Source organism: Alteromonas sp. B31-7, assembly GCF_015767655.1.
GTDB lineage: Bacteria > Pseudomonadota > Gammaproteobacteria > Enterobacterales > Alteromonadaceae > Alteromonas > Alteromonas australica.
Window position 1 is genome coordinate 4,204,673 of the sequence record NZ_CP065233.1, and the last position, 25,482, is coordinate 4,230,154.

A 25,482-nucleotide genomic window follows, 5' to 3' on the forward strand; every position below is an offset into this window, starting at 1 on the left:
TAAAACTAGGCGCCTTTAATATTACGCGCAAGAAAATTTAGCAGCCCTTGATACAATTCTTTTCTGTTTTGTTCATCATATACGCCGTGGCCCGCTTGCTTGTACTTCAAGTACAAAGGGGTTTTACCTTGTTTTTTAAGCGCGTTGTATAAAGCTTCAGAGTTCACTTCAGGCACGCGAGTATCTTTTGAGCCATGAATAAGCATGACGTTCGCTTTAATTTTATCCACATGATAAAGAGGCGAGAATGCACGAAGCTGCTGAGGATCGCTCCCAAGTACACGTTGTAAATACTCTTTCCCGCCCCAGCTGTTGGGAATATCACTTTCAGTAAACATGAAGTTAAGGTCGTAAATACCCACGTACCCAATCGCGCATTTGTACAAGTCAGGCGCTTTTACTGCCGACATTAAGGCCGCATACCCACCGTAACTGGCGCCGTATACACAAACACTATTGCCATCTACATAGCCTTTGTCTATCGCCCAATTGGCTGCGAAGGTAATATCATCAATCATTTTACCTCCCCACTCTCTATAGCCTTTCTTTCGAAACTCGTCGCCGTAACCATAGCTGCCTCTATAGTTAACTTGCAATACCGCATACCCTTCGTTGGCCATGAGTTGAACTTCAGGGTTGTACTCCCAATAATCTCGGGTTCCAGGCTGGTGTGGCCCACCGTGGATCATGACCACAAGGGGGGGCTTTTTCGCTGTGGTGTGTTTCGGCAACGTCAGGTACCCATTCAGGGTAACGTCATCGTCAGTATTGAACTGAACAGGCATCATTTTGCTTAACGTACGAGGGTCAATCCAAGACGCATTAGCCCACAAAAATTTTGCTTTTAGGGTATCTCGTTGGAAAAGATAGTATTCGCCTGGGTTGATATCACTGCTAACGTGAACCAGTAGTTTAGAACCATCTGCACTTCTGCTGGAAATCATGGCTGTTTGACCCGCAAAAGCTTCGGCTAGCATCTTATGAATGTCCACAGTGCGAGATTCCACACTACTATAGACATACTCTGACGCCCCAGGGAATGTCAATGCAACTGCGGGTACACCCGCTTCATTTGACGTGTAAGATTCTATGTCTGTTTTATGGCCAGTAAAAAGCGTGGTTAACGTGGCAGAACCAAAATCGTATTGATAATAGGTCAAAATACCGGTTTCTGGCGGGCGGCCCAGTAGTATGAGCTGCTGACCATTTTTACTTAATTTTACCGGCGACAGCGAGTCTGAAATACCTAATGCTGTGCCTAAATCTTGCCAAGGCGCATCGCTATTTTGTCGATACGCGCTAAAGTAATCTCCCTCTTTCGTGCGCCAGCTCATGAATTTAACCTCACCCTTACGGTTTGCAAAAGCCACCGCGCCGGGGTGAGGTAACACTTCAACTTTTCGCTTCTTACCGTTGAAAACATTAAGCTTACTAATAATAGGCTCACGTTTTCTTGCATCGTAATAGGTATTCCTCTCTTTCGACCAAGGGTATTCAATAATAAGAATGTGCTTTTTGTCGTGTTCTAGGTAACTCAATATTTCCTGAGTAGCGAAATTGTCTTCTCTGTTTGATATGCGGCTTCCAACTTTTGCATCACCGGCTCTATAGCCATAGATCATCAACCTATGGCTGTTATCAATATTGGCTGCGTATAGCTCACCGGTGGGAATTGGCTGGTCAAAATTATGGGTCTTTTCGGCATATTCAAACACCACCCTTTCATTACTGACCCAATTAACGGAGTGAATAATGTCCCTTTTATCCGGTTTTAGTCCGCCCACCGGTTTCATGGAGTTTGTTTCGAGAATAACCATAAATACACGGTTGTCTGCCCTAACACGGGCGGCTAGGTGTTTGCCGTCGGGTGATAACTTGAGGTCAAGGTAGTCGCCGTGCTTAACAAAATCGTCAAGGGGCAAAGAAGAGAGAGCCGGTTTAATACTTAAAAATAAGAAACACAGTATCACCAAGCAACTATAGACAACTTTCATTTAAAATCCTTTTTAGAAATACTTATTGTTTTTATTACCATAATTGCTGTATTGGCAAGTCTCAAGTATCACTAACTGTTTTTTATACTAAAGACTAATCTCACTTTTTAACGGGTTACCACGCTTTTAGCCCCTTTTAATAGGTCTTCCTTATCTATTTTATTGGGTACTGCGACTCCTCGGCGCGCAGCGGGCCTATCTTCAATACTGTTTTTCCAGCGCTGTAAATTCGCTAACCCCTCTATGCTTACCCCCGACCATTCATAAGTGCGCACCCAACACCAGTTGGCCATATCAGCAATACTGTAATCGTTTACTAGGTATTCGTTGTGGCTCAAATGCCCGTCCAAGACGGTAAACAGACGCCTAACTTCATTTTGGTAACGATGGATAGCAACAGGAATTTTCTCGTCTAAATAGCGATGAAACACGTTTGCCTGACCCATCATGGGGCCAACGCCGCCCATCTGGAACATTAACCACTGTAAAACTTGGCTTCGCTTTTTGGCATCCTTAGGTAGATACTTTCCACTACGCTCTGCCAGGTAAATCATAATGGCACCAGACTCAAAAACGACAAAGTCATCATTCGCTTTATCAATAATCACGGGGATACGACCATTCGGGTTCATGGCTAGAAAGTCAGGCTGCTTCTGCTCCCCTTTCATTAAATTAACCCCATGCACCTGATAGTCAATTTCCATTTCTTCAAGGGCGACAGAGGCTTTCCAGCCATTCGGCGTTGCAGCTGTATAAAGTTCTATCATTAGGCTTTTGCGCTCGCTCGGTGGGTTATGGCGTCATACCAACGCTGTAAATGCGTGTGATCTTCCCTTATTCGAATTTTAACAACACGAGCAAAATCGATGGCACACACTGCCGTAATATCAGCTATTGAAAAGTGATCACCCGCAATATACTCATTGTTGGCCAACCGGCGTTCTAAGATAGACAGGTACTTGGCGGCGTTTATTCCAGCCTGTTCGCCATACTCTGGTACCGGCACCATTCTGTCTTTGAAATACCCAGTGGTATGTTGGAAACACATGCCGACTTGCATCATAAAGGCTAACTCAACCTGGCGCTGCCACATGGAAATGATGCCCTTTTCAACGGGCGTTTTACCCATTAATGGAGGCTCGGGTTGCAGCGCTTCAAAGTACGTACAAATAGCATCGGTTTCAGCGATACAGGTGCCGTCATCTAGCTCTAAAATGGGAATTTTCCCTAAAGGGTTTTTAGCTCGCATTTCGGGGCTTAAATTCTCGCCCTTTTGAATGTCGACCTGAACGTAATCTACGTCAATGCCTTTTTCTGCTAAAAACATGCGTACCCGGCGAGGGTTCGGGGCGGTGCGGGTTTCATAGATTTTCATAAGCATACCTAACATTTTATTAACATGCTTAGCATACTGGCCAGATTTAACAGATACAAATAACGATGAAAGGGGGTGAACTATTCAGCAATTGAATATTATCAGGTATGACTTAACAGGGTATGGCGCTTCTCATAACCTCATCCAGCTAGGGTACGTTCAAAGCAAAGCAGGTAATTGACTGCCATGCTAGCACTTAGCTTCCATTTACCGGTAAACGGATTCAGTGTCATTCCCGTTTGGTACTTTAGCGTGAGATGTTCCCCAGACCATGCATCAAGCTCGCTAGGTTTAGCAAACTTTCGCCAGTCATGCGTGCCTACAGGTAAGTAACGTATCACATATTCCGCCCCCACTATCGCAATGACAAAGCTCTTCACAGTGCGATTAAGGGTAGCCAGAATCAGTAAACCGCCAGGCTTAACCAGTTGCGCGCATTCTTTTATTAATTGTTGTTGATTGGGTACGTGTTCAACCACCTCAGCATTGATAACCACGTCAAACTGCGCACCGTCGCTAGCAAGCTCCGAAGCCAGTCGATGGCGGTAGTCTACGTGTATCTGGTTGGCTTTGGCGTGACGTTTTGCGACTTCAATACTGGTAGCACTGGCATCTACCCCTGTCACCAATGCCCCTTTTTGTGCTAAAGGTTCACTGATTAAGCCGCCACCACAACCAATATCAACGATAGAAAGGTTGTCGAAAGGTGCGTCTACATGTTGTCGGTTAAAGTGTTGACGTATTTGCTGCTCAATAACCTCTAATCTTGCTCGATTAAAGTCTAAAGCCGTTTTGTACTTACCGTTTGGGTCCCACCAACTTTCTGCTAGAGCATCAAAGCGGGCAATTTCTGCCGTTGATAAATTGATCGGCGCTGACTTTTCGCTTTTGTCTATCATGAGGAAGTCGCTATGCCTTTTATTTATTATCTATAATGTACTAAGTGTGAGAGGCTTTGTCATACTACCCCCCAGGCTACCTGCGTGTGGCTGCTTGGACTTTACCTAAAGTGTATACGTTGTAACTGAGGCTTTTGATTTTGGCAAATGCAAAAAATGTTTATGGTAACCCGCTACAACTCTGTTGCGGAAATACGGGTTTTACGCGGGAAGGATTCTGCTATGTGCCCGACGCCGATGTGGGCAATCACAGTGTTTGCGCAGTCATGACTGACGAATTTCTGCAGTTTTCTCTTCAACAAGGTAATGATCTCATTACGCCATGGCCAAGCATGGCATTTCCAGGATTGTTAGCGGGCGATAGGTGGTGTTTATGCGCCGCTCGATGGCTTCAGGCATATGAAGCGGGCGTGGCACCCAAAGTACGATTAGCTGCCACCCATGAGCGCGCACTCGATATTATTCCGCTTTCTGTTCTAGAGGCCCACGCAGCGGAATAACAGCATACTGTTTTGTGGCTACATAGCCCTTTCAGCGTGAATCATGGCTTACGGTGTTCGAATTACCATTAGGCGCGTTTCCGTCATATCTTCTATGGCGTACTTAATACCTTCGCGCCCTAAGCCAGAGTCCTTCACGCCACCGTAAGGCATGTTATCCACCCGCCAACTGGGTACATCTCCAATAACCACTCCACCGACTTCTAACGTATTCCAAGCTTGATGGGCCTTATAGATATCACGGGTAAATACACCGGCTTGTAATCCATAGCGGCTGTTATTCACTTCTTCTAGCGCTTCCTCAAAGTGGTCGAACGGATACAGCACAGAAAGAGGCCCAAAAGCTTCTTCTGCACTGGCGTCGCAGGCTTTAGGTACATTTTCCATTACCGTGGCCTCAAGCATTGCGCCCTTTCTTTTACCGCCGCACAAAATGGTGCCACCTTCTTCTTTCGCGCGCTCAATCCAATTGTGTAAGCGTTCAGCTTCCGACTCTGAAATCATCGGCCCAATAAAGGTATCTTCGCTTGCAGGATCGCCTGCAACCAAGTTACTCACCTTGTCCACATAGGCCTGTTTAAATTCATCGTAAATGCTGCGATGAACAAGCAATCTTTGCACGCTGATACAACTTTGACCCGATTGATAATAAGCGCCAATGATAATACGCTGTATGGCGTCGTTAATATCCGCATCTTCATCCACTACGCAAGCCGCGTTCCCGCCAAGTTCCAGCACCACAGGCTTTTTCCCCGCTTTCGCTTTCAGTGCCCAACCCACGTCAGGAGAGCCAGTAAAGCTAAGCAGTTTTAAACGTTCATCGGTGGTGAACAAATCTGCGCCGTCTCGGCTGCAAGGCAAAATAGAAAACGCCCCTTTAGGTAAATCTGTTTCTGCCAATACTTCACCAATGATCAACGCGCCTATTGGCGTCCGTGATGCTGGCTTAAGTACAAAAGTACAGCCTGCTGCAATAGCCGGTGCAACTTTATGGGCAGCAAGGTTGAGCGGAAAATTAAATGGCGAGATAAAAGAACAAGGACCAATGGGCACCTTCTTCGTCATGCCTTGATACCCTTTCGCACGGGCTGAAATTTCTAGGTTAACAACCTCGCCGTTAATTCTTACTGATTCTTCAGCCGCGATTTTGAAAGTATCGATAAGGCGTGTTACCTCACCTTTAGCATCATTAATGGGTTTACCCGCTTCTATACATAATGCTTTTGCAAGTTCATCAGCGCGTTCGGTGAATCGCTTCACACAATGTTCGAGTATGGCTTGTCGCTGGTAAGGCGCTAACGTGGTCACTGCGCCTTGTGCCTGCTCAGCGGCTGCGATGGCCTTATCAATAACCTCGGCGTCCGCGAGTGCCACACGAGTGGCACACTCACCGGTGTATTTATTAGTTACCTCTAAATCTGTATTTGCATATACCGCTTCACTGGCTAAATAGTAGGGATAGCTATCCTTCAACATAATAACTCCTTAAAGTTTGGCACTTAATTCAGCAATCGTCTGATTAAGCGTTTTGTCGTTTTGGCTATAGTCCACGGGGCAATCAATCACATGTACTCCGGGGTTATTTAAACAACTCTCCACCATAGGAATGAGGATATCTGCACTATCCACCCGCCAGCCTTTGGCACCATAGCTTTGCGCATATTTCACAAAATCAGGGTTGCGATAATCTAAGCCAAATTCATCGAACGTCATGTGAGCTTGCTTCCACTTAATCATTCCGTACGCATCGTCACGCAATATGATCACAACCAAATCTAGCTTTAACCGTACGGCGGTTTCAATTTCCTGACTATTCATCATAAATCCCCCGTCGCCGCACACGCTAAGTACCGGCACATCAGGCTTCACCAACTTTGCGGCAATGGCCGATGGTAAGCCTGCGCCCATAGAAGCTAGCGCGTTATCAAGAAGTAACGTATTTGGGTGGTAGGCTGGATAATTGCGTGCGAACCAAATTTTATAAACGCCATTATCTAAGGTGACGATTCCCTCGTCCGGCATGACCTTGCGAATATCCCTAACAAAACGCTCAGGTAAAATAGGGAAGCGACTGTCGTTTTCGGCTTCAGCTCTATGTTGTACATACGCCTCATGAACATCTTTATAAAAGTCGAGCTTCCACGTTTCTTGTGGCTCAATCCCTTCTTTTATTTGCCAAACACTATTTGCAATATCGCCTATCACTTCCGCTTGAGGAAAATATACCGGGTCCACAGCGGCGGATTCAAAATTAATATGAATCACCTTTTTGCCATTGTGATGCATGAAAAAGGGCGGTTTTTCCACCACGTCATGGCCCACATTAATGATGAGATCGGCACGTTCAATGGCACGGTGTACAAAGTCGTTGTCTGATAACGCTGTGTTGCCTGCAAACCTAGGGTCGCTTTCATTCAGAACGCCTTTGCCCATTTGGGTAGTCACAAAAGGAATACAGGTTTTATCTACAAATTCACGCAACATTTTTGCCGTTAGCTTGCGATTTGCACCTGCGCCAATCAGCAGCAAAGGAGAGGTGGCCTGCTCAATCATATCTATAGCATTGGCAATGGCTTTGTATTCAGCGATAGGGCGTCGAGTTAGGCTGGGGGACAGTAAAGGTTGGGTCGTGGTTTCTACCGCAATATCTTCTGGCAATTCAATATGCACAGCACCTGGACGCTCTTCATGAGCAAGGCGAAACGCTTCGCGCACCATGGAGGGTATTCTATCTCCACTGACAACTTGGGCTGTAAACTTTGTGATTGGCCGCATCATGTCAACAATATCGATAACCTGAAAACGGCCTTGCTTGCTGGTTTTAATCGGCTTTTGACCGGTTATCATTAACATGGGCATCGCACCTAGCTGTGCATAGGCGGCGGGCGTAACCAGGTTCGTGGCCCCCGGCCCCAAGGTAGCAAGGCATACACCCACCTTTCCCGTGAGTCGCCCGTAAGTGGCGGCCATAAAGCCCGCCCCTTGTTCATGGCGTGTTAATATGAGTTTGATTGTGGATGTGCGAAGCGACTCTAACAAGTCTAGATTTTCTTCGCCGGGGATCCCGAAAATATACTCTACACCTTCGGCTTCTAGGGCTTTAACAAATAAATCAGACGCTTTCATTGCTCATATACTCCATGCGGTGTAATGGCGCAGGAATGCACCAAGATACTCTTGCTACGGAGGGAGTATAATTAACGATTGATCTTATTTAATGACAGCCCTATCCATTTGGCGGACTAACGCCTGCTACTTATCTAAACCGGCTTCCCACTGAGCCAATTTCTGTTGGGTAGCGACATCCACGCTCTCTTTGTTCTGGCTTATCCACCAGCGCTCCATAAGACGCACGTTTTTTTGGTTAGCTTTGTAAAAGACGTCAATCAAATCACCAATAAACGGAACAAAGCCCAAGCCAAAATCTATCGCTGAGTTCTTAACCATTTGCGCTACCAGCGCTCTAGGCATGCCCAATGACTTCCCCAGCCAAACAATACGCAATGAAATTAACAACATCAACGCATCACCCGCCCCAGGAATAAGGCCAACAATAGAATCTAGGCCTATACGAATCGGAATGAAAGGAAGCTTAATTGCCGTGTCTAGAAGGTTGGCGAGCTTCTGCGCTTTAAGTAAGGCTTTGGGTGCTTTAACTTCCATGTTGCTTCTCCACTTTCAAAAGGTTACTTCGTCGCGCCAAGCGCACGAGCAAGGTCTGCGCGTAAGGCATTTTCACCGCCTAGTTGCCAACCATGCAGATTTTCCTTAACAATGTCGAAAATTACATCCATATGTTCATCGTCGCTGTTCAACGCTGGGATATACTCATACTTTTCGCCGCCAGCCTCCATAAAGTATTCCCGGTTTTCTTCACCAATTTCCTCTATGGTTTCCAAGCAGTCGGCAGAGAAGCCTGGACACATAACCTGAATAGATTTAACGCCTTTATCAGGCAATGACTTCATGGTTTCGTCAGTATAGGGAGTTAACCACTCTTCACGGCCAAATCGAGACTGAAATGTAGTCATGTATTCATCGTGTGCCAAGCCCAGCTTTTCTGCAAGTAAACGCGAGGTTTTGTGACACTCACAATGGTAGGGGTCGCCATTCATGAGGTAGCGCTTCGGAATACCGTGATAAGAAAGCACCAGTTTTTGCGCTTTACCATGCGTGGACCAATGCGCTTTTACCTTATTCGCCAGCGCGGTAATGTAACTGTCTCTATCGTGGTAATTATTGACGAATCTCAATTCTGGTAACCAACGGCGTTTAGTAAAATCGGCAGCCACCGCATCAAATGTAGAACCCGTAGTAGACGCACAATATTGGGGGTACAGTGGCAATACAACCAGCTTTCTCACGCCTTTTGCTAGCATATTGTCTATGACACTAGATACCGAAGGATTGCCATATCGCATGGCATAATCCACAACCACATCATCGCCATACTCGGTTTTGCACCGGGCTTCTAACGCTTTTGATTGCGCTTTGGTAATAGACAATAGGGGCGACCCCTCATCTGTCCATACCGTGGCATAGGCTTCCGCTGATTTTTTCGGGCGCGTGTTCAAAATAATAAGATTAAGTACAAACCACCATATGGCTTTTGGTACTTCAACAACACGGGGGTCGGAAAGAAACTCTTTTAAATACGGTCTTAACGCAGTGGCAGTTGGGCTTTCTGGGGTTCCCAGGTTGGTAATCAACACGCCTATTTTGTCTTTTTGCGCGTGAGTAAAGCCCGTATTACTTTTGTATTTCATGAATTCTTTCCGCGTTTAGTATTTTTAAAGGATGTACTTATTATACTGAATTAGCGCTAATTATGATCGCAAGTGAGAGAAATATCCGGCGATTGACCTAACAAGAAAAAGCGATTAAAAAGGCGGTTTAAACCGCCTTTTTTCATAACTCTCGCTATTATGTAGCTGATGCACAAAGTTACAGCTAAAGTTTTTCTTGAGCTTTAGCTGTAATTAAGATGTTGTTTTATGCATGCTTCTGGATTGATTCACGACAAGCGTTACTCATCACACGGGCAAACTCACAAGGAAGAGCATTTCCAATAATTTGACAAACATGGTCTATATAGTCGGACTCAAATGAAAAAGAATCAGGAAATGTTTGCAGTCGAGCTGCTTCACGAACAGATATAGTCCTATCTGCAACTGGATGACCAAATCGGCCTTTGCTCAAAACAGTACAACCACCAGTAATCGTTGGTGATACGCTCTCAAAGCTCATCCTACCGTAAACATTTGAAAAACCATTATTTACTCCTTTATGACATTCGGGCCTCAGGTGATCTGGAATATCATATCTCGGTCCCCCTGGTTTCAAATGCTTTAACCTTTCGAGATTAATAGAGGCTAGATTTCGAGTTACATTCCAATTAAACTTTCGCCCTCCACCATTTCGATTGGCTTCAGACAGTAAAATGGGCTCGTCGACATCCTTCAGCGCTTCTCCTACTGTTACCCAAGGTCTCATGTTTTCATCCCCTTTTCTTGAGTGAGTCGGTTTGGGTATCTCAATTTCAAAACCCAACCCAGCTAAAAGTACAAATCTTTTTCTGTCTTGTGGCACACCATAGTTTGCAACCTGAAGAACATCGAAATTCGCCTTGTAGCCCAAACTAGCAATACTCGAAAGAAAGTCATCAAGGAATGTTTTACCTCTTTTAGCCAACCCAGGAACATTTTCAATCATAATTGCTTTGGGCATAGTTTCCCGAACTAACCTAGATACTTCTTTAATGAGACTATTTCTAGAGTCTTCCTCTCGATAATTTCTTGTTAGTGATGAAAAGCTTTGGCAAGGGGGGCAACCTGCAAGCAGGTCAAGTTCCCCTTTTTTTATTTCTGCTCTTTTGAGGATTTCCTTGCCTGATACAAACCTGATGTCGTTTTCAAACATTACCGCATCTTTGTTATTGGCTCTAAAGGTTTCTGCGGCATATGGATTATTTTCAACAGCAGATAAAACAGAAAAACCAGCCTGCTTCATACCCTCTGAAAGACCGCCGCCGCCAGCAAATAAATCTATCGAACTAAGCACCAAAATCTCCACCGGTCTTTTTATTAATTCGTTGAAAAAATTCAGATAAAGTTGAATTAGCTTCTGCCAACTTCTTGAGAAGATCTATCGATTCCTTTCCACCAAGCTCAATTGCTCTTCTTATCCTGTAATCATCAACATATTCTGCAGAAACACCGTTGATCATGGATGCTAAAAGCTCTACGTAGTCTTTTCTAGAAGACAAGCAGACATCCTGCCAAGACATAATCTCTATTTTGTTGTTGTTATTCTTTCTGCGCCATTCATTAGGATTACGTCCAATAAGATAACCAAAAACATTGGAGTCTGAGTAGTGGTCTTGAAACCATCCCATATACGTTTGCAGCTGGTTGTAGTGCCTTCTTTGCAAATCCACAAGCGGGCTCTTTAGCTCAATCAATATGATTGTTTTATTGTTTGCATCGGAGAAAACGGTAAAGTCTGGTCTAGTACCTGAGTCCGGCTGGTCTTTAACATCTCGTTCAGTAAAGCCATGTGCCTCGAGTGTTCCATCCAAAGCCGCTTTTTTCGCAACCTCCTTCATTGTCTCGTCTGCGTAGACCTTTCCTTTATCGGAGCCAAGAATCCAAGGAAATTCTTCTAATAACGCTTGTAACTGGGGTTCAGTTCCTGTTTTACTCAACCGCTCAAGTTTTGTTAGAGCATAAATTCTTTGTGAAACCATGATTGAAAGTGACATTGCTTCTGGCACCAGGTGCTCGTGGATTTGATCTAGTACCGTAATAAACTCATTTTCATTATCAACTGAGTCAACCCTGTTCCATAATGACTTGATGATCGTCTGGCTGGGTTGATGGGTCCATGCTGACGCTAATTTAGTGATAACTTCATTTTGCAACTGCTCATCTTTTTGGATTTTATTACTCATAGAGCAGACAATATCTGTTATAGCTTGCTGTTCCACGGGAGTTACTTTGAGCTCACCCTGCAAACTTCTAACTTTTTTGGTCACGATCCCTTCGTTTTTGATTTTGCGGTCTTTCTGGTACTGTCTGATCCACTTACCAACTTCATCTTTTCCCCAATCATACAGATCCTTAGTGTCATCGTGCTCCCAGTTGATACTTGTTCTATCTGTCGAAACAATATCCTCGTCAAATTCGTCTAACCAGTCAGCTTCTACCACCCCATACATATAGCGAGTCCATATCTCGCTTCCTTTTAAACCGAATACGAATGGCCTGTCCTGTGCAATTTTTCCATGTGTATATACACCCACACCCGCTTGGTCTTGAGGCCAATCTGCCTTTTCGACAAATCCTACCCAGAACTTAACTTCTCTATCCTGGCCATTAATTTTTACAGTTTCCGACTTGTAACCTTTTTCTGGATATCGTATGTGGAAAGCAGGTAATGCATCTTTTTCTTCTACAACTTTATCATTAACATTTACGGAAAAATCATCTCTCAATAGAGTTACCGTGAAACGTTGACCTATCGATTCCTTCAGGCGCTTTTCAGATACAGATTTTTTGAGGGATAGATCAGAAAGAACGATTAAGGTTCCTTGTCCATCAATTTTACGTAAAAACCGACTGACATAACCATTTCTCTCTTCTTGGAGCGGTAATTCAGACTCAGCCACACCATCACAAATTATTTTCGGCCTATATTCTTTTGCTTGTGGCTCTAAAAGGCTATCAGAATCCGAGAGCATTCCAGATAGATCAAGTTCAAACCAATAAAATAACCCTGTTGTACGGCTAACAGTTATAAGCGATAGCTTTCGAGCTATTCCAAATGGAGCAAGTTTACCTATACCTTTCCTGCCCATTATACATCGCTCTTTCGTTGTTCTTGATGCGAGTGTACTTCCTGCTCTCTTTTTCTTGCCTATTATGAAGTACTTCTCGATCAGTTCCTGCTCTGTCATACCAACACCGTCATCCATAATGGCAATACTTTCTGGCTGGTTTAACTCTATCCAAACACTCTCTGCGTCAGCGTCCCAAGAGTTAGAGATTAGCTCAGCAATCACGTTTGTTGGCTTGTTTTGATATAGCTTTAATCCCAAATGCTCTATGATGTTATGACTATATTTAAGAACAAACTCTTTATTGTTTTTATTGTCAACTTTTTGATTCATCTCAATTCCTTTTTATTCTTGAACATACTTCTTTGAGGATTCCCACCGAACTTTCCAATCTCAGCACCTCCTCTAACTTTACGGGTTTGAATATCTAAGCTTAAATGTTGCTCTCTAAAGTCTATATTCTTCTCAGCCATCGTACCCATCAAAGCAGCAATAACTCGTAACTCATTGGGAATTCGTCCACTTTTTGCATGAATTGGGTTGCTTTTTTTAGAAGCAATGCAAACTCCTTGGCGGTCCAGCCAGCTTTTCCCAAATATCGAGAGAATTCATCGTAAGTCATTTTTACATCATGCTAAACTCTAAAATAAATTTAAATATTTTATGTGCTAAACACATTAATAAATTTGTTTGAGGTGAAGGTCGTAAGGACGTGTACGATTAACTCGCTAAAGTCTACAGTCATTGAAACGTGCTGTCGTGTTACGACGGTTTCACACGACTAAAGAAATTAGGTTAATCAATCGAATGGTTAACTTTATACAAGTAGCTCAATTTGCAATCATCAGAATCTTCGATTTTTCTTTCCGAAATTACATTTTGTGCAAGCTCTGAATAGTATCTTAACCAGAACGGCATCTAATTCTCGCTCTAAAGCGCTTTTAACACACTGTAGGCGTATCAGTTCACGTTCAACATCAGCCAATTCGCCATTGAGCCTTTGATGTTGCTTTATTAACCAATTAATTGAAGGTGGAATACGTATAGTCATGAGGAGCATAATATTTGCTCCCCACAGAAATATCATTGGTAACAGCTACATTATAGCGATAACTTTAGAACAATGGCGCTTTATGGCTGGTAATAGGTGGCAGCACCTGGCCCCACTGGCATACCTAGCAAAAATACCCAAATGTAAAAGAGAATAGTCCACCCTACAATAAACACCATGGAGTAAGGCAGCATCATTGCTATCAATGTTCCCATTCCCAGGTCTTTTTTGTATTTAGCGGCCATCGCGAGAATTAAGCCAAAATAGCTCATCATTGGCGCAATGACATTGGTGACGGAGTCTCCTATTCGATAGGCAGCTTGAATAACCTCTGGCGAATAACCAATCAGCATTAGCATGGGTACAAAGATGGGGGCGGTTACCGCCCATTGTGCAGATGCACTACCCAAAGATAAGTTAACCACACCACACATTAAAATGAATAAAATAAACACAGACGGGCCATCTAAACCCACAGCCTGAAGCAGGGCTGCACCCTTCACGGCCAATACTGTACCTAAATTCGTCCATTTGAAAAACGCCACAAACTGCGCAGCAAAAAACACCAGGGTGATATACAGCCCCATGGCGCCCATGCTTTTCGCCATGGCGTTAATCACATCCTTGTCGTTTTTCATGGTGCCAGTGATTTTACCGTAAACAAAGCCTGGCACCGCAAAAGTGACAAAGATAAAAGCAACAATGCCTTTTAAAAATGGCGAGCCTGGCACCGCACCGGTTTCTGGGTGACGCAAAATTCCGCTTTCTGGCACCACGGTTAACGCCAATATTCCACACACCACAAGAAACGACACACCAGCCCACACTAATCCTTTTTTCTCTAAGGCCGTAGGTTTGTGCATACTTTGTACGGCTAAATCATCCGGGGCGTCGGCTTCATCAAATTTCCCTAATCTAGGCTCTACCACCTTTTCAGTGACCAAGGCGCCCATAGTGGCCACCACGAAGGTACTGACAAACATAAAGTACCAATTAACTTCAGGCCCCACGGTGTAATCTGGATCTATCATGTGCGCGGCGGCCTCAGTAATTCCAGACAGAAGCGGGTCTACTGTACCTAATAAAAGGTTGGCGCTATAACCCGCAGAAACCCCAGCAAATGCTGCGGCTAAACCGGCTAAGGGATGACGACCCAAGGAATGGAAAATCATGGCAGCCAATGGAATAAGTACAACATAACCTAATTCACTTGCCGTATTGGAAATAATGCCGGCAAACACAATGGCGAAGGTTACCGCCCGTTTAGAGGCGTTCATTACCAATGCACGCATTGCCGCTGACAATAGCCCTGAGTGCTCAGCAACAGAAACCCCAAGGAGGGCGACCAATACTGTACCAAGCGGCGCAAACCCCGTGAAATTAGTCACTAATCCTGTAACGATGCGCTGCAGGCCTTCTGCGCTCATCAATGATATTACTTCAATCATGCCGTCAGCTTCGCGCCCTTTCGCGCCTTCAGGGCGAGGGTCAGCCACGGCAATATCAAAATAGCCCAGTACGCCGCTAAGCAATACAATAAACACAGAAAGGAGTGCAAAAAGCGTTACTGGGTGTGGAAGCAAATTCCCTAACCACTCTACGGTGGAAAGAAATCGCGAAAATAGCCCACTATTTCCGCCGTTTTTATCGGCAGAATGGGTGTTTGAATTATCCGGAATCAAAGTATTCCCCTGTCGTTTTTATCTCATACTTACCGACCCGTCAGCAGGGTGCTCTGCGGTGCCGTACCAATAAGCTGATTTTTATAATATGTAATTTTCGCGTGTATTTTACCCGATTTTGTCGCAATTGGGCAGAGGGGGTAAAAACAGAGAGGATAGAGAGGCGTAAATTAGGCGTAAAAAAACCAGCTGCAAAGCAGCTGGTTTTTGTTTAACTAGGTGAGGTAAATTAGTTCTTACCTTTCGAGCCATTCATGTAACGGAAGAAATCGCTATCGGGGCCAATGACCATGACGTCTTGCTTGCTGTCAAAACTGGCTTTATAGGCATCCATACTGCGTAGGAAGCTATAAAACTCTGCGTTTTTAGAGTAAGCATCAGCATAAATTTGTGCTGCAAGTGCATCACCTTCACCACGAAGCTGTCTTGCATTACGTTCAGCATCAGCCAACATAACGGTAACTTTTGCATCAATGTTTGCACGAATCACCTCAGCTTGCTCCTGACCCTCTGAACGGTGCTCTCTTGCCACTGCATCACGTTCTGCACGCATACGTTGGAAAATAGAGTTGCTCACCTCAGTCGGTAGGTTAATCTGCTTAACACGCACATCAACAATTTCAATACCCAACGCGTCAGATGATGTTGCGGCTTGCTCCATTGCTTGGTTCATCAATGCAGAACGTTCGCCAGACACAATCTGACCGATGGTACGTGTACCAAATTCAGAACGAAGGCCATTGTTCACTTTTTGCTTCAATAGGGCTTCGGCTTGCAGTTTGTTACCGCCAGTGGATAGATAATAGCGCGCAAAATCATCAATACGCCACTTAACGTAAGAATCAACAATTAAGTCTTTCTTTTCACTTGTAACGAAACGGTCTGGCGAGTCATCTAACGTTTGAACACGCGCATCTAAATGCTTAACCGAGTCAATAAAAGGCAATTTAAAATGCAGGCCAGGGGTAAACACTTTGGTGTCTCCTGTTGCATCATCACGCTGCACTTTACCAAATTGGATAACAATGGCGCGCTCGCCTTCTTTGACCACAAATAAGGCGCCAGACATTAGCACGACAACTAAGACTAAAATTGCAATCGCTAAATTCTTAATCATGATTATCTCCCCTCTCTGTAACTTTCGCCACGTAACCCTGTTGAGGGCGAGCTGTTACGGCTGCGTTGCCCTTCATCAAGCACTGGCATTTGCAAACCTTCTAAGGTGCTGCGAGAGCGAGGCGTTGAACTGTTTTGCTGACGTTCCATTATTTTATCTAGCGGAAGATACATCATGTTGTTCCCGCTTTTGCTGTCCACTAGGATTTTACTCGTGGCGCTAAGTACTTGTTGCATCGTTTCCAAATAGATACGTTCCCGAGTAACTTCAGGCGCACGCTCGTATTGCGGAAGTAATTCTTCAAACCGTGCAACTTCACCTTGGGCTTCTAGTGTAACTTGCTCTTTGTATGCTTGAGCTTCTTCGTTCATACGATTCACTTGGCCACGGGCGCGCGGCTCTATCTCACGAGCGTAGGCTTCGGCTTCGCGAATGAAACGCTGCTCGTCTTCCTGGGCGGCAATAGCATCGTCAAATGCATCTTTAACTTGCTCTGGCGGACGGGCATCACGGAAGTTCATATCAATAATCGATACACCCATGTTATAAGGTTCGATAATTGCCTGTAACTCTTCCCATACACGTTGACGAGTGACTTCACGCCCATCGGTCAATACGTCATCCATAGTGGAGTGACCCACTACATATCTGATGGCGCTATCAAGCGACTGACTGAGGCTCATTTCAGGGTTCTCTACGGCAAACGTCCATCGGAATGGGTCAACCACGCGATATTGCATTTCCATTTGAACATCTACCACGTTCTCGTCTTCAGTCAACATAGAGCCAGAAGAAGATTTATCGCGGATAGACTGCACATCGACAGGAATAACAGAATCGACAAAAGTAGGTGCCCAGCGTAAGCCAGGTTCAACCTGTTGATAATATTCACCAAAGCGCAGCACTACGCCACGTTCTGCTTCACGTATGGTATAGAAACCACTGATGATCCATATGACAACGATGAGGCCAATTAGTATACCGGCACCAATGCCACCCAAGCTTTTGCCTGAGCCACCATTGCCACCAGATTTACCAAACTTACCAAATAAGTTCTTAAATACATCATCTAAATCCGGGGGACCTTGATCGCGTCCGCCGCGGTTTTTCCACGGGTCGTTATTATTGCCACCCGGCTCATTCCAAGCCATGCTGATACTCCATAGATTACAGTTTTATTTTTGAAATTCGCATGCATTGCCGTGTTAATTTAAGCACGGTTAATGTCGCACAACATACTCTGATATTCCGTTTTCCAAACGCTTTTCAAGCCTATTCCAGTCTGCCGTTTGCATACGCACATCGACGACCCAATCCCCGTGGCTGTCATATTCTTCGTTTGCTATACAGTCTAATTCGTATAGCACTCCGCGAAGACGACTTTGCGCAGGTGGGATTTTAAGCGTGTAATTTACCATACTTGTTGCCAAGCATTCACTAAGCGCTTGAGACAGTAACTCGGTACCTTCGCCAGTCTGGGCTGACAACCAGACGCGAGTTGGAATACCGTCCTCATTTCGTTCTATACGCGGTTCAACGTCTTCAAGTTTATCAATCTTATTACAGATAAGTAATTGTTGAATGTCGCCCGCATCTATTTCTTCCAATACGTTGTTCACTTCGTCCATGGTTTCACGATATTTCGCGTCGGCAATGTCCACTACATGTAAGAGTAAGTCTGCTTCTTGCGTTTCTTGCAGTGTTGCTTTGAACGCAGCAACCAGATCATGAGGCAGGTGACGTATAAACCCAACTGTATCGGCCAATATAGCTGGCCCTACGTCTTTCAGTTCAATTTTTCTAAGCGTAGGGTCTAGCGTGGCAAACAACTGATCAGCTGCGTAAACATGTGAATCGGTTATTGTATTGAAAAGGGTAGATTTTCCTGCGTTGGTATAACCCACTAAGGATACAGTAGGAATTTCCGCACGTTTTCTTGAACGTCTACCTTGCTCCCGCTGCTTTTGTACTTTTTCCAAACGGCGCAAGATAGCTTTTATTCGTCCTCGCAGTAAACGACGGTCGGTTTCAAGCTGGGTTTCACCCGGCCCACGTAAACCTATCCCACCTTTTTGTCTTTCAAGGTGAGTCCAACCCCGAATAAGCCGGGTTGAAATGTGACGCAACTGGGCCAGTTCAACTTGAAGCTTACCTTCGTGTGTTCTGGCTCGTTGGGCGAATATATCGAGGATAAGCCCAGTTCTATCTAGCACCCGACATTTGCAAACCGCTTCTAGGTTACGCTCCTGTGAAGGTGATAGTGCGTGATTGAAGATAACGACATTAGCGTCGTGCGCTTTTACAGCTGCCGCTATCTCTTCCGCTTTCCCGGATCCAACAAAAAATTTTGCATGAGGCGCACTGCGAGACGTCGTTAATACATCTGCGGCGGCGACGCCAGCAGAAGACACTAGCAACTCTAGTTCAGCTAAATCTTCTTTGTTGTTCTCATCGGTAAAATTGACATGAACAAGTACAGCCTGTTCACCGGCTTCATAACGGTCAAACAAGCGCGTTACCTTTTAAATTATTCACTTTTAGTATTTTCAGAATCTCCTGTTGAGCTCGGCATTGTAATAGCGCGAGCAGGCACAACGGTAGAAATTGCGTGCTTATACACCATTTGGCTCACTGTGTTTTTAAGTAGAATGACGAACTGATCGAACGATTCCACTTGTCCCTGCAACTTAATACCATTAACCAAATAAATTGATACTGGTATACGCTCCTTGCGTAACGCATTTAAGAATGGGTCTTGTAAAGATTGCCCTTTAGCCATTTGATATCCTTAGTTTTTATTATTCGCAGCATGGAAAAAATGCTACTGCACGTCTAATGTATACCACACTCCATTAAGTTAGAGTGTGACTTTCGCTGTAATTTTAGTCAAATTATCTTTAGCAAATGTGTCAAGCCAGGTTACGTCTTCCCATCCACGCAACCATGTGAGCTGGCGTTTGGCTAATTGGCGAGTAGCAATTATACCCCTTTCGCGCATGTCGTCATACGACATTTGCCCATCAATGTATTGCCACATTTGCCGATAGCCTACGGAACGTATAGAAGGTAGATCTTCATTTAGATCACCCCGTTCGTATAGCTGTTTAACTTCCTGTTCAAAACCTTCTTCAAGCATGATATCAAAGCGCGTAGCGATACGCTCATGCAATATACTTCTTTCAGACGGCGCAATAGCGAATTGGCTAATGGGGTAAGGGCAAGCCTCACCTTTCTCTTGTTGCCAATACGTCAAGTTTTTGCCCGTACTGCGATAAACTTCTAGTGCGCGAGTTAAACGTTGCGGATCATTAGGGTGAATTCTCGCACCACTAACGGGATCGACGCGACACAACTCGTCATGCAATTTAGACCATCCCAAGCTTTCAGCCTGTGTGGTTATCTCTGCACGTATCTTTTCATCAGACTTAGGTAGTGGCGAAATTCCATTTATCAAGGCATTAAAGTACATCATTGTACCCCCTGCCAAAATTGGCACCTTGTTTCTGCCGTGTATATCTTCAATTAACTTAACGGTATCACGACAAAATTCCGCCACCGAGTAACTCTGCGACGGGTCAATAATATCAATAAGATGATGAGGTACCGACTGCCTTTCTGCTTGCGTCGGCTTCGCCGTACCTATGTCCATATTAGTGTAGACTAAAGCTGAGTCTACGCTGATTATTTCGCACTCAACTTTTTCTGCTAGCTCAAGTGCCAGACCCGTTTTACCAGAGGCAGTTGGCCCCATGATAGCTATCACAGGTTTTGCAGGTTCTGTGCCATTAACCATCAACACCTCTCCAAAACTCAAGCACACGGGTTAAGTCGCGCACTTTACCAAATCGCTCAACCATTTCCCATTGTTTACGATCACTTTGCTGATCCAACCAGTGCCATACATCCAACGCCGTATTCTTATCGACTTCATCTTCATCAATGAGAAACGACGACGCTATATCATCTATATTGTTCAACGTGGAAGATATGAGTTTTTCGAACCATCGCAACCAAGGCAAATGGCGGGTTCCGGCGGGGACCTGTTGTAATCTAAATTTTCCCGCAACGTGATTGATTTCAAAGTTGAGCTGCTGCAAAAGTGCAATGGTCGCCTCATTTGCCCCCTGACTATTTAACGCCACTGGCATCAATAATGGCTGGCTATGCTCGGCACTCTTGCATTGTTCAAGCAGCCATAACGGCACTATTTGAGTAACTTCTAAAAGGAAAACTTTCTCACCTTGTGTGTAAATTCTACACAAGCTTGTCAGTTGAAAAGCGGCTTCGTCGGCAATGCTTCTACCTGACGCCTGGGCTTGAGTGTTGCCATTTGGCGACATTAATGCATTAAATCCAGCTTGATATGCCGCACTTGGGCCTTTTGACTGACGCGATGAATAAGTGCCCGACTCTCGCGCTTGAGGCGCCGGCTGCGAACGTGGCGTACTCGTTAACGGGCGAATATAGTCATGATTTACGTGACTGTGCTCAAACGCTTTGACCGGTACTTCTATGGATGTGTGCTCTGAACCTGAGTGTTCACTATTAGGTTCACTGGCTTCAGGTTCGCTTATTTCCTGTAATGCATCGCATACCGATTTACAGATAAAATCATGTACCAGCCTGCCTTGCTGAAAACGGACTTCATGTTTCGCTGGGTGAACATTGACGTCCACATCTTTGGGGTCGATGGTCATATAAACAACAAACGCTGGCTGCTCTACAATTCCCCATACACTCTCGTAGGCCTGCCGTATAGCATGCATTATAAGCTTATCTCGCATACTACGCCCGTTAACAAAGCTAAACTGCAAATCATTACTGCTTCTAAGCATCACCTCATTGCCTAGCCATGCAGTTAACGAAATACCTTGATAATCCACCTTAACCTGTACCGCATTTTCGATAAATTTCTGACCTAACACGGCAGCAATTCTTGATGCGAGTGACCCCAGCTTATCCGCAACATAACGTTTTACCATTTTGCCGTTGTGTTTGAGCAAAAAGCTGGCTTGTGGGTTACTTAAAGCGATGCGTTTAATCACCTCTTCAATATGCTGGAATTCTGTTTTTTCAGTACGCAGAAACTTGCGCCTTGCCGGGGTATTGTAGAAAAGGTCGGCCACATCTATTGTGGTGCCTTTAGGGTGAGCTGCCGGTTGAATAGTGACAGCCATCTCGCGCCCTTCACAGTAAGCTTGCCACGCTTCTGATTGGCTTTCAGGCCTTGAGGTTAAAGTTAACCGGCTAACCGAACTAATACTGGCTAGCGCCTCACCACGAAACCCCAATGACATGATATGCTCTAGGTCATCAAGGGTGACTATTTTACTGGTGGCATGACGACTTAGCGCAAGTTGAAGTTCATCTTTCGCGATCCCTTTGCCGTTATCACGAATGAGAATACGTTTATGCCCCCCCTTTTCGATTTCAACCTCGATTCGATTGGCACCCGCATCAAGGCTGTTCTCCAATAGCTCTTTAACTACGGAGGCGGGGCGCTCTACCACTTCGCCGGCGGCGATTTGGTTCGCCAACTGGGGGGATAATAACTGTATAGGCAAAGGAAAACCTGTTTACTGTTTTAATGTGAGGAAATTAGGTACTTGGAATGCTAAGTACTTGCCCGATTCGTACAACGTCACTGTTGAGATTGTTCGCCGCTTTAAGGCTACTGACTTTAACATTATAACGCTGTGCTAGCAGAGAAAGCGACTCCCCACTTTTCACTTTGTGCGTTCGGTTTGACGATCTCATCGACGCCCATAACGTGCCATCCGGTGGTACTTGTTTGAAATACCGCTTAGTTGCACTGAACATGGCATTGGCTAGGCGTTCACGATGCTTCGCCCAGTTAAGGTTTTTCTCTTCCTGTGGATTTGAAATAAACCCGACCTCAACCAATATGGAAGGAATATCTGGTGCAGTGAGTACAGCAAAACTGGCCGCTTGCGGTCGTTTCTTATGGAGGGATGTCACTTGCTTCAATTCTTCCACAACCTTATTTCCAAGGTCATGACTTGTGGCCATACTATGATCCATCGATAAACCCAGTATGGTCTCTGTTAAGTATCGCTCGCTTGATTTATCGTTAATGACTTCAGCAGCCCCACCTAGCAACTCTGAATGGCGCTCTGATTTCTCCAACCATCGACCTAACTCGGTGTCGGCCCTTCTCATTGATAATACCCATACCGACCCGCCTTTCGGTTGCGGCTGACTAAATGCATCGGCATGGATGGAAATAAGTAAGTCCGCTTTTTTCTGGCGAGCAATTTCAGGCCGCTGATTGGGAGAAATATAATAATCGCCGCTTCTGGTCATAATCGCGCGCATACCGGGCTCGTCGTTCACCATAGCTTCGAGCTTTTTGGCAATACTCAAGGTGATATGTTTTTCATAGGTGCCAGCAGGCCCCACTGAACCCGGGTCGTGGCCGCCATGGCCCGCGTCAATTGCCACGATGATGTCTCTATCTCGTTGGCTGTGGCTTTCGTCCATGACCACGGTATTCTGTTGTGGCTTCGCCGTCACAGGGGCACTGTCTTTTAAATCGACCACAAGCCGATGCCCATAAGGGTGGGTGGGCGCCATAGCAAAAATAGAGGGGGTGGCTGCGCGATTAAGTTCAATAACAATGCGCGCCGATTGCTTATTTTTAGGCGTGGAGTAGCGTACTCTTTTAACCAACGAGCCAGTTTTATCGGCAGTTTTCAATTTTGCTTTGTCGGAAGTTCGGGGTAAATCGATAACCAAACGATGGGGATTTTTTAACGTAAAGTAGCTAAATTCTGGTGCACCCGACATATCAAAAACCACACGGGTGGAGTCTGTTGATGGCCAAATGCGAAGGCCATCAATGTTATTTTGGGCAGCGAAGACAATTTGCGCCCATATGCACAAGCTCATTACCCATAATATTTTGCGCACCATAGTTAAGCCTTACTTCGCCTTTGCGTACCTGTTGAACCAGGTTTATCGTTGTATTTTGTCGTCTCTTTGCTAAATGCACTTACAGTTTTGCAGTATTTTAGCGCCTTTGGCAGAGCGCGCCTCTATTTTAAATTGGCGTCCTGCAGGGTCAATATTTATACTAATCACTATGTCGGGCGATGCCAAGTATTCCGCGCCTTTTTCAGACCATTCTACTAGCGCGATAGTTCCGTCGCCGAAATAATCGCGAATGCCCATAAATTCTAGCTCTTCTGGGTCAGCCAACCGGTATAAATCAAAATGGTAAACAGACACGGTTTCCAACTCATAGGGCTCAACCAGCGTATAAGTTGGGCTTTTTACACTGCCATTGTGACCGAGTGATTGAATAAAATAGCGACTAAAGGTGGTTTTTCCCGCCCCGAGATCGCCGTCTAAATAAATCACCGCCTCAATGGGCGATTGCGCAGCAACCGCCGAGGCTAAATCTTTTGACAACACCTCTGTTTCTTCAGGTGTTTTGGCGTAAAAGGTAGAGTGGGGATACGACATTAATTTACTTTCCACAAAACAAAACCAGCGTAAGCCAGCGCATTATTGATTAATTAGCACGCGAACCGCGTCAAACAGGTCACTTGCAATCATACCACGTTGCCCGTACTGCTGCGCAATATCATCACCTGCTTTAGCATGAAGTACCACGCCATATTTTGCCGCGATGTCTACCGCTAACCCTTGCGCCATTAAAGCACCTAGGATGCCACTTAATACGTCTCCGCTTCCTGCGGTGGCAAGGGCTGGATTTCCATGGCGGCAAACCCAGGTTTTTTCCTCGTTATCAATGAGTGTGCCCGCCCCTTTTAGCACACAAACCGCGTGGTAACGTTGAGAACACTGACGAGCATAATTGAAACGGTCACCTTCTACATCGTCTACCGACACGCCCAGCAAACGAGCCGCTTCGCCAGCATGGGGAGTAAGTATACTTTCGTTAATGGTGTATGCGGTGGACTGTTTGCATAAAAGGTTGAGGGCATCAGCATCTATTACTACCGGTTTGTTGTGCGCCTGACAATGCTTCATTGTGATTGCAAACGCCTGGTCGGCCCAACTATCTTGCCCTAGCCCTGGCCCAATAACCACACAGCTAGCCCATTCTAGCGCGGCATCTAAGTCGCTGTCCGTCACCATAAGTTCAGGTCTACCCGCACTGACTTGTATCACCGACGATTGATGCGTGTAAACGCGAACCATACCAGCGCCGCTACGCAATGCCGCTTCACTGGCCAGCCTAATCGCGCCCGCTGTGCCTTTGTTGCCACCAATACATAATAGCCGGCCGTATGTGCCTTTATGGCTGTGCACATCGCGGGGGCCCATGCCTTTGAAGTGGTCGATGTTCAGCAAAGTTGCACTGGCCTTTGCCAGCGATTGAAACGCTTTACCCACACCCAAATCGGCGTAGACCAATTGCCCACAAGACTGCTTACCGGCCCCAGTCACTAATCCAGGTTTAATCCCAACGAAAGTGACAGTGACATTGGCTTGAACACATCGCCCCATGCTTTGACCGGTATTCGCATCTAAACCAGAAGGAACATCGATACTCACCACGGGGGTGACGGCACTATTTACCGCATCGATTATATCTGCAAATTCATTTCGAATCGTGGTTGTGATCCCGGTGCCTAACAATGCATCAATAATGATATCAGCTTTGTCTATATCACCTTTCTCAAAGGCTTTTATTTTGCCTCCCGCATTTAACCATTTCGCTTGTGCGTCACCGGCGTCGCCCTCAAGCGTGCGCTCTGGTTCAACCGCGCACACGATAACCTGTTTTCCTGCTTGTTTTGCATTAAGCGCTGTAATATAGCCATCGCCAGCGTTATTGCCCTGCCCAACCAGAACAAGGTAAACATCTGAATTGGCAAACCGCTCTTGGCACTGTAGGTACACGGCATCGCCAGCCCTTTGCATTAAGGTGGCCAAATCACAGCCAGACTCTGCTGCCGCTTTTCCTTCATTTTCCCTTACCTGATCGGCGCGAAACAGTTTGTATGATAAGCTTGAGGAGAGTTGAGTATCTAACATAGC

Annotated in this window: 21 protein-coding genes; 1 reads left to right on the forward strand and 20 read right to left on the reverse strand. The window is 45.3% G+C overall.

The features are described from left to right. Positions 1–5 precede the first annotated feature (5 nt). The 4 genes from IUA53_RS18410 to ubiG all read right to left on the reverse strand — a co-directional run bounded on the left by IUA53_RS18410 (position 6) and on the right by ubiG (position 4,268). Positions 6–1,994 (reverse strand): alpha/beta hydrolase family protein, encoded by a 1,989-nt coding sequence (locus tag IUA53_RS18410; RefSeq protein WP_196897529.1) that lies wholly within the window; start codon positions 1,992–1,994, stop codon positions 6–8. A gap of 107 nt (positions 1,995–2,101) precedes the next feature. Then, on the reverse strand, positions 2,102–2,761 hold the full coding sequence (locus IUA53_RS18415; RefSeq protein ID WP_196897530.1) for a glutathione S-transferase family protein: 660 nt from the start codon (positions 2,759–2,761) through the stop codon (positions 2,102–2,104). Continuing rightward, entirely contained in the window at positions 2,761–3,369 is a 609-nt protein-coding gene (locus IUA53_RS18420) for a glutathione S-transferase family protein (protein WP_196897531.1), read from the reverse strand. The genes IUA53_RS18415 and IUA53_RS18420 overlap by 1 nt, the downstream gene beginning before the upstream one ends. A 140-nt stretch (positions 3,370–3,509) precedes the next feature. Beyond that, the gene (ubiG, locus tag IUA53_RS18425) at positions 3,510–4,268 is read right to left on the reverse strand and encodes a bifunctional 2-polyprenyl-6-hydroxyphenol methylase/3-demethylubiquinol 3-O-methyltransferase UbiG (protein ID WP_196897532.1); all 759 of its coding nucleotides are present in this window, start codon (positions 4,266–4,268) and stop codon (positions 3,510–3,512) included. 140 nt (positions 4,269–4,408) lie between these two features. Between ubiG and IUA53_RS18430 the strand changes: the two genes are divergently transcribed. Beyond that, positions 4,409–4,768 (forward strand): DUF2237 family protein, encoded by a 360-nt coding sequence (locus tag IUA53_RS18430; protein WP_081869591.1) that lies wholly within the window; start codon positions 4,409–4,411, stop codon positions 4,766–4,768. Between the two features lie 48 nt (positions 4,769–4,816). Here IUA53_RS18430 and IUA53_RS18435 read toward each other — a convergent pair whose 3' ends face one another. From IUA53_RS18435 to IUA53_RS18510, 16 genes are all read right to left on the reverse strand, one after another. Next, positions 4,817–6,244: an aldehyde dehydrogenase family protein gene (locus tag IUA53_RS18435; RefSeq protein WP_196897533.1), complete on the reverse strand. Its 1,428-nt coding sequence runs from the start codon at positions 6,242–6,244 to the stop codon at positions 4,817–4,819. 9 nt (positions 6,245–6,253) lie between these two features. Then, positions 6,254–7,894 (reverse strand): acetolactate synthase large subunit, encoded by a 1,641-nt coding sequence (locus IUA53_RS18440; protein WP_196897534.1) that lies wholly within the window; start codon positions 7,892–7,894, stop codon positions 6,254–6,256. 126 nt (positions 7,895–8,020) lie between these two features. Then, complete coding sequence (locus tag IUA53_RS18445) at positions 8,021–8,431, reverse strand: DUF4112 domain-containing protein (RefSeq protein ID WP_196897535.1); 411 nt, start codon at positions 8,429–8,431, stop codon at positions 8,021–8,023. A gap of 23 nt (positions 8,432–8,454) precedes the next feature. Next, a complete protein-coding gene (gene hemH / locus IUA53_RS18450; RefSeq protein WP_044058334.1) occupies positions 8,455–9,534 on the reverse strand; it encodes a ferrochelatase in 1,080 nt (359 codons plus the stop codon). Positions 9,535–9,760: 226 nt separating this feature from the next. Beyond that, complete coding sequence (locus IUA53_RS18455; RefSeq protein ID WP_196897536.1) at positions 9,761–10,828, reverse strand: DNA cytosine methyltransferase; 1,068 nt, start codon at positions 10,826–10,828, stop codon at positions 9,761–9,763. Further along, positions 10,821–12,935 (reverse strand): ATP-binding protein, encoded by a 2,115-nt coding sequence (locus tag IUA53_RS18460; protein ID WP_196897537.1) that lies wholly within the window; start codon positions 12,933–12,935, stop codon positions 10,821–10,823. Before IUA53_RS18460 ends, IUA53_RS18455 begins: the two co-directional genes overlap by 8 nt. A 798-nt stretch (positions 12,936–13,733) precedes the next feature. Beyond that, entirely contained in the window at positions 13,734–15,332 is a 1,599-nt protein-coding gene (locus IUA53_RS18465; RefSeq protein ID WP_375276538.1) for an AbgT family transporter, read from the reverse strand. A 232-nt stretch (positions 15,333–15,564) separates the two neighbouring features. After that, positions 15,565–16,449, reverse strand: a complete 885-nt coding sequence (gene hflC, locus IUA53_RS18470; RefSeq protein ID WP_044059100.1) for a protease modulator HflC — start codon at positions 16,447–16,449, stop codon at positions 15,565–15,567. 5 nt (positions 16,450–16,454) lie between these two features. Continuing rightward, positions 16,455–17,603, reverse strand: coding sequence for an FtsH protease activity modulator HflK (gene hflK / locus IUA53_RS18475; protein ID WP_044058336.1), 1,149 nt, complete (start codon positions 17,601–17,603; stop codon positions 16,455–16,457). Between the two features lie 69 nt (positions 17,604–17,672). After that, positions 17,673–18,962, reverse strand: coding sequence for a ribosome rescue GTPase HflX (hflX, locus tag IUA53_RS18480; RefSeq protein ID WP_044058337.1), 1,290 nt, complete (start codon positions 18,960–18,962; stop codon positions 17,673–17,675). Between the two features lie 17 nt (positions 18,963–18,979). Then, positions 18,980–19,231 carry an RNA chaperone Hfq gene (hfq, locus tag IUA53_RS18485; RefSeq protein ID WP_044058338.1) on the reverse strand — a complete coding sequence of 84 codons (252 nt, stop codon included), beginning with the start codon at positions 19,229–19,231 and terminating at the stop codon, positions 18,980–18,982. A gap of 78 nt (positions 19,232–19,309) precedes the next feature. Next, complete coding sequence (gene miaA / locus IUA53_RS18490) at positions 19,310–20,245, reverse strand: tRNA (adenosine(37)-N6)-dimethylallyltransferase MiaA (RefSeq protein WP_044058339.1); 936 nt, start codon at positions 20,243–20,245, stop codon at positions 19,310–19,312. Then, positions 20,238–22,016, reverse strand: a complete 1,779-nt coding sequence (gene mutL / locus IUA53_RS18495) for a DNA mismatch repair endonuclease MutL (RefSeq protein WP_196897539.1) — start codon at positions 22,014–22,016, stop codon at positions 20,238–20,240. Before mutL ends, miaA begins: the two co-directional genes overlap by 8 nt. Before the next feature lie 34 nt (positions 22,017–22,050). Further along, the gene (locus tag IUA53_RS18500) at positions 22,051–23,385 is read right to left on the reverse strand and encodes an N-acetylmuramoyl-L-alanine amidase (RefSeq protein WP_196897540.1); all 1,335 of its coding nucleotides are present in this window, start codon (positions 23,383–23,385) and stop codon (positions 22,051–22,053) included. A gap of 69 nt (positions 23,386–23,454) precedes the next feature. Continuing rightward, positions 23,455–23,937, reverse strand: a complete 483-nt coding sequence (gene tsaE / locus IUA53_RS18505) for a tRNA (adenosine(37)-N6)-threonylcarbamoyltransferase complex ATPase subunit type 1 TsaE (protein ID WP_196897541.1) — start codon at positions 23,935–23,937, stop codon at positions 23,455–23,457. Positions 23,938–23,979: 42 nt separating this feature from the next. Beyond that, the gene (locus IUA53_RS18510) at positions 23,980–25,479 is read right to left on the reverse strand and encodes an NAD(P)H-hydrate dehydratase (protein WP_196899597.1); all 1,500 of its coding nucleotides are present in this window, start codon (positions 25,477–25,479) and stop codon (positions 23,980–23,982) included. Between the last annotated feature and the right edge of the window lie 3 nt (positions 25,480–25,482).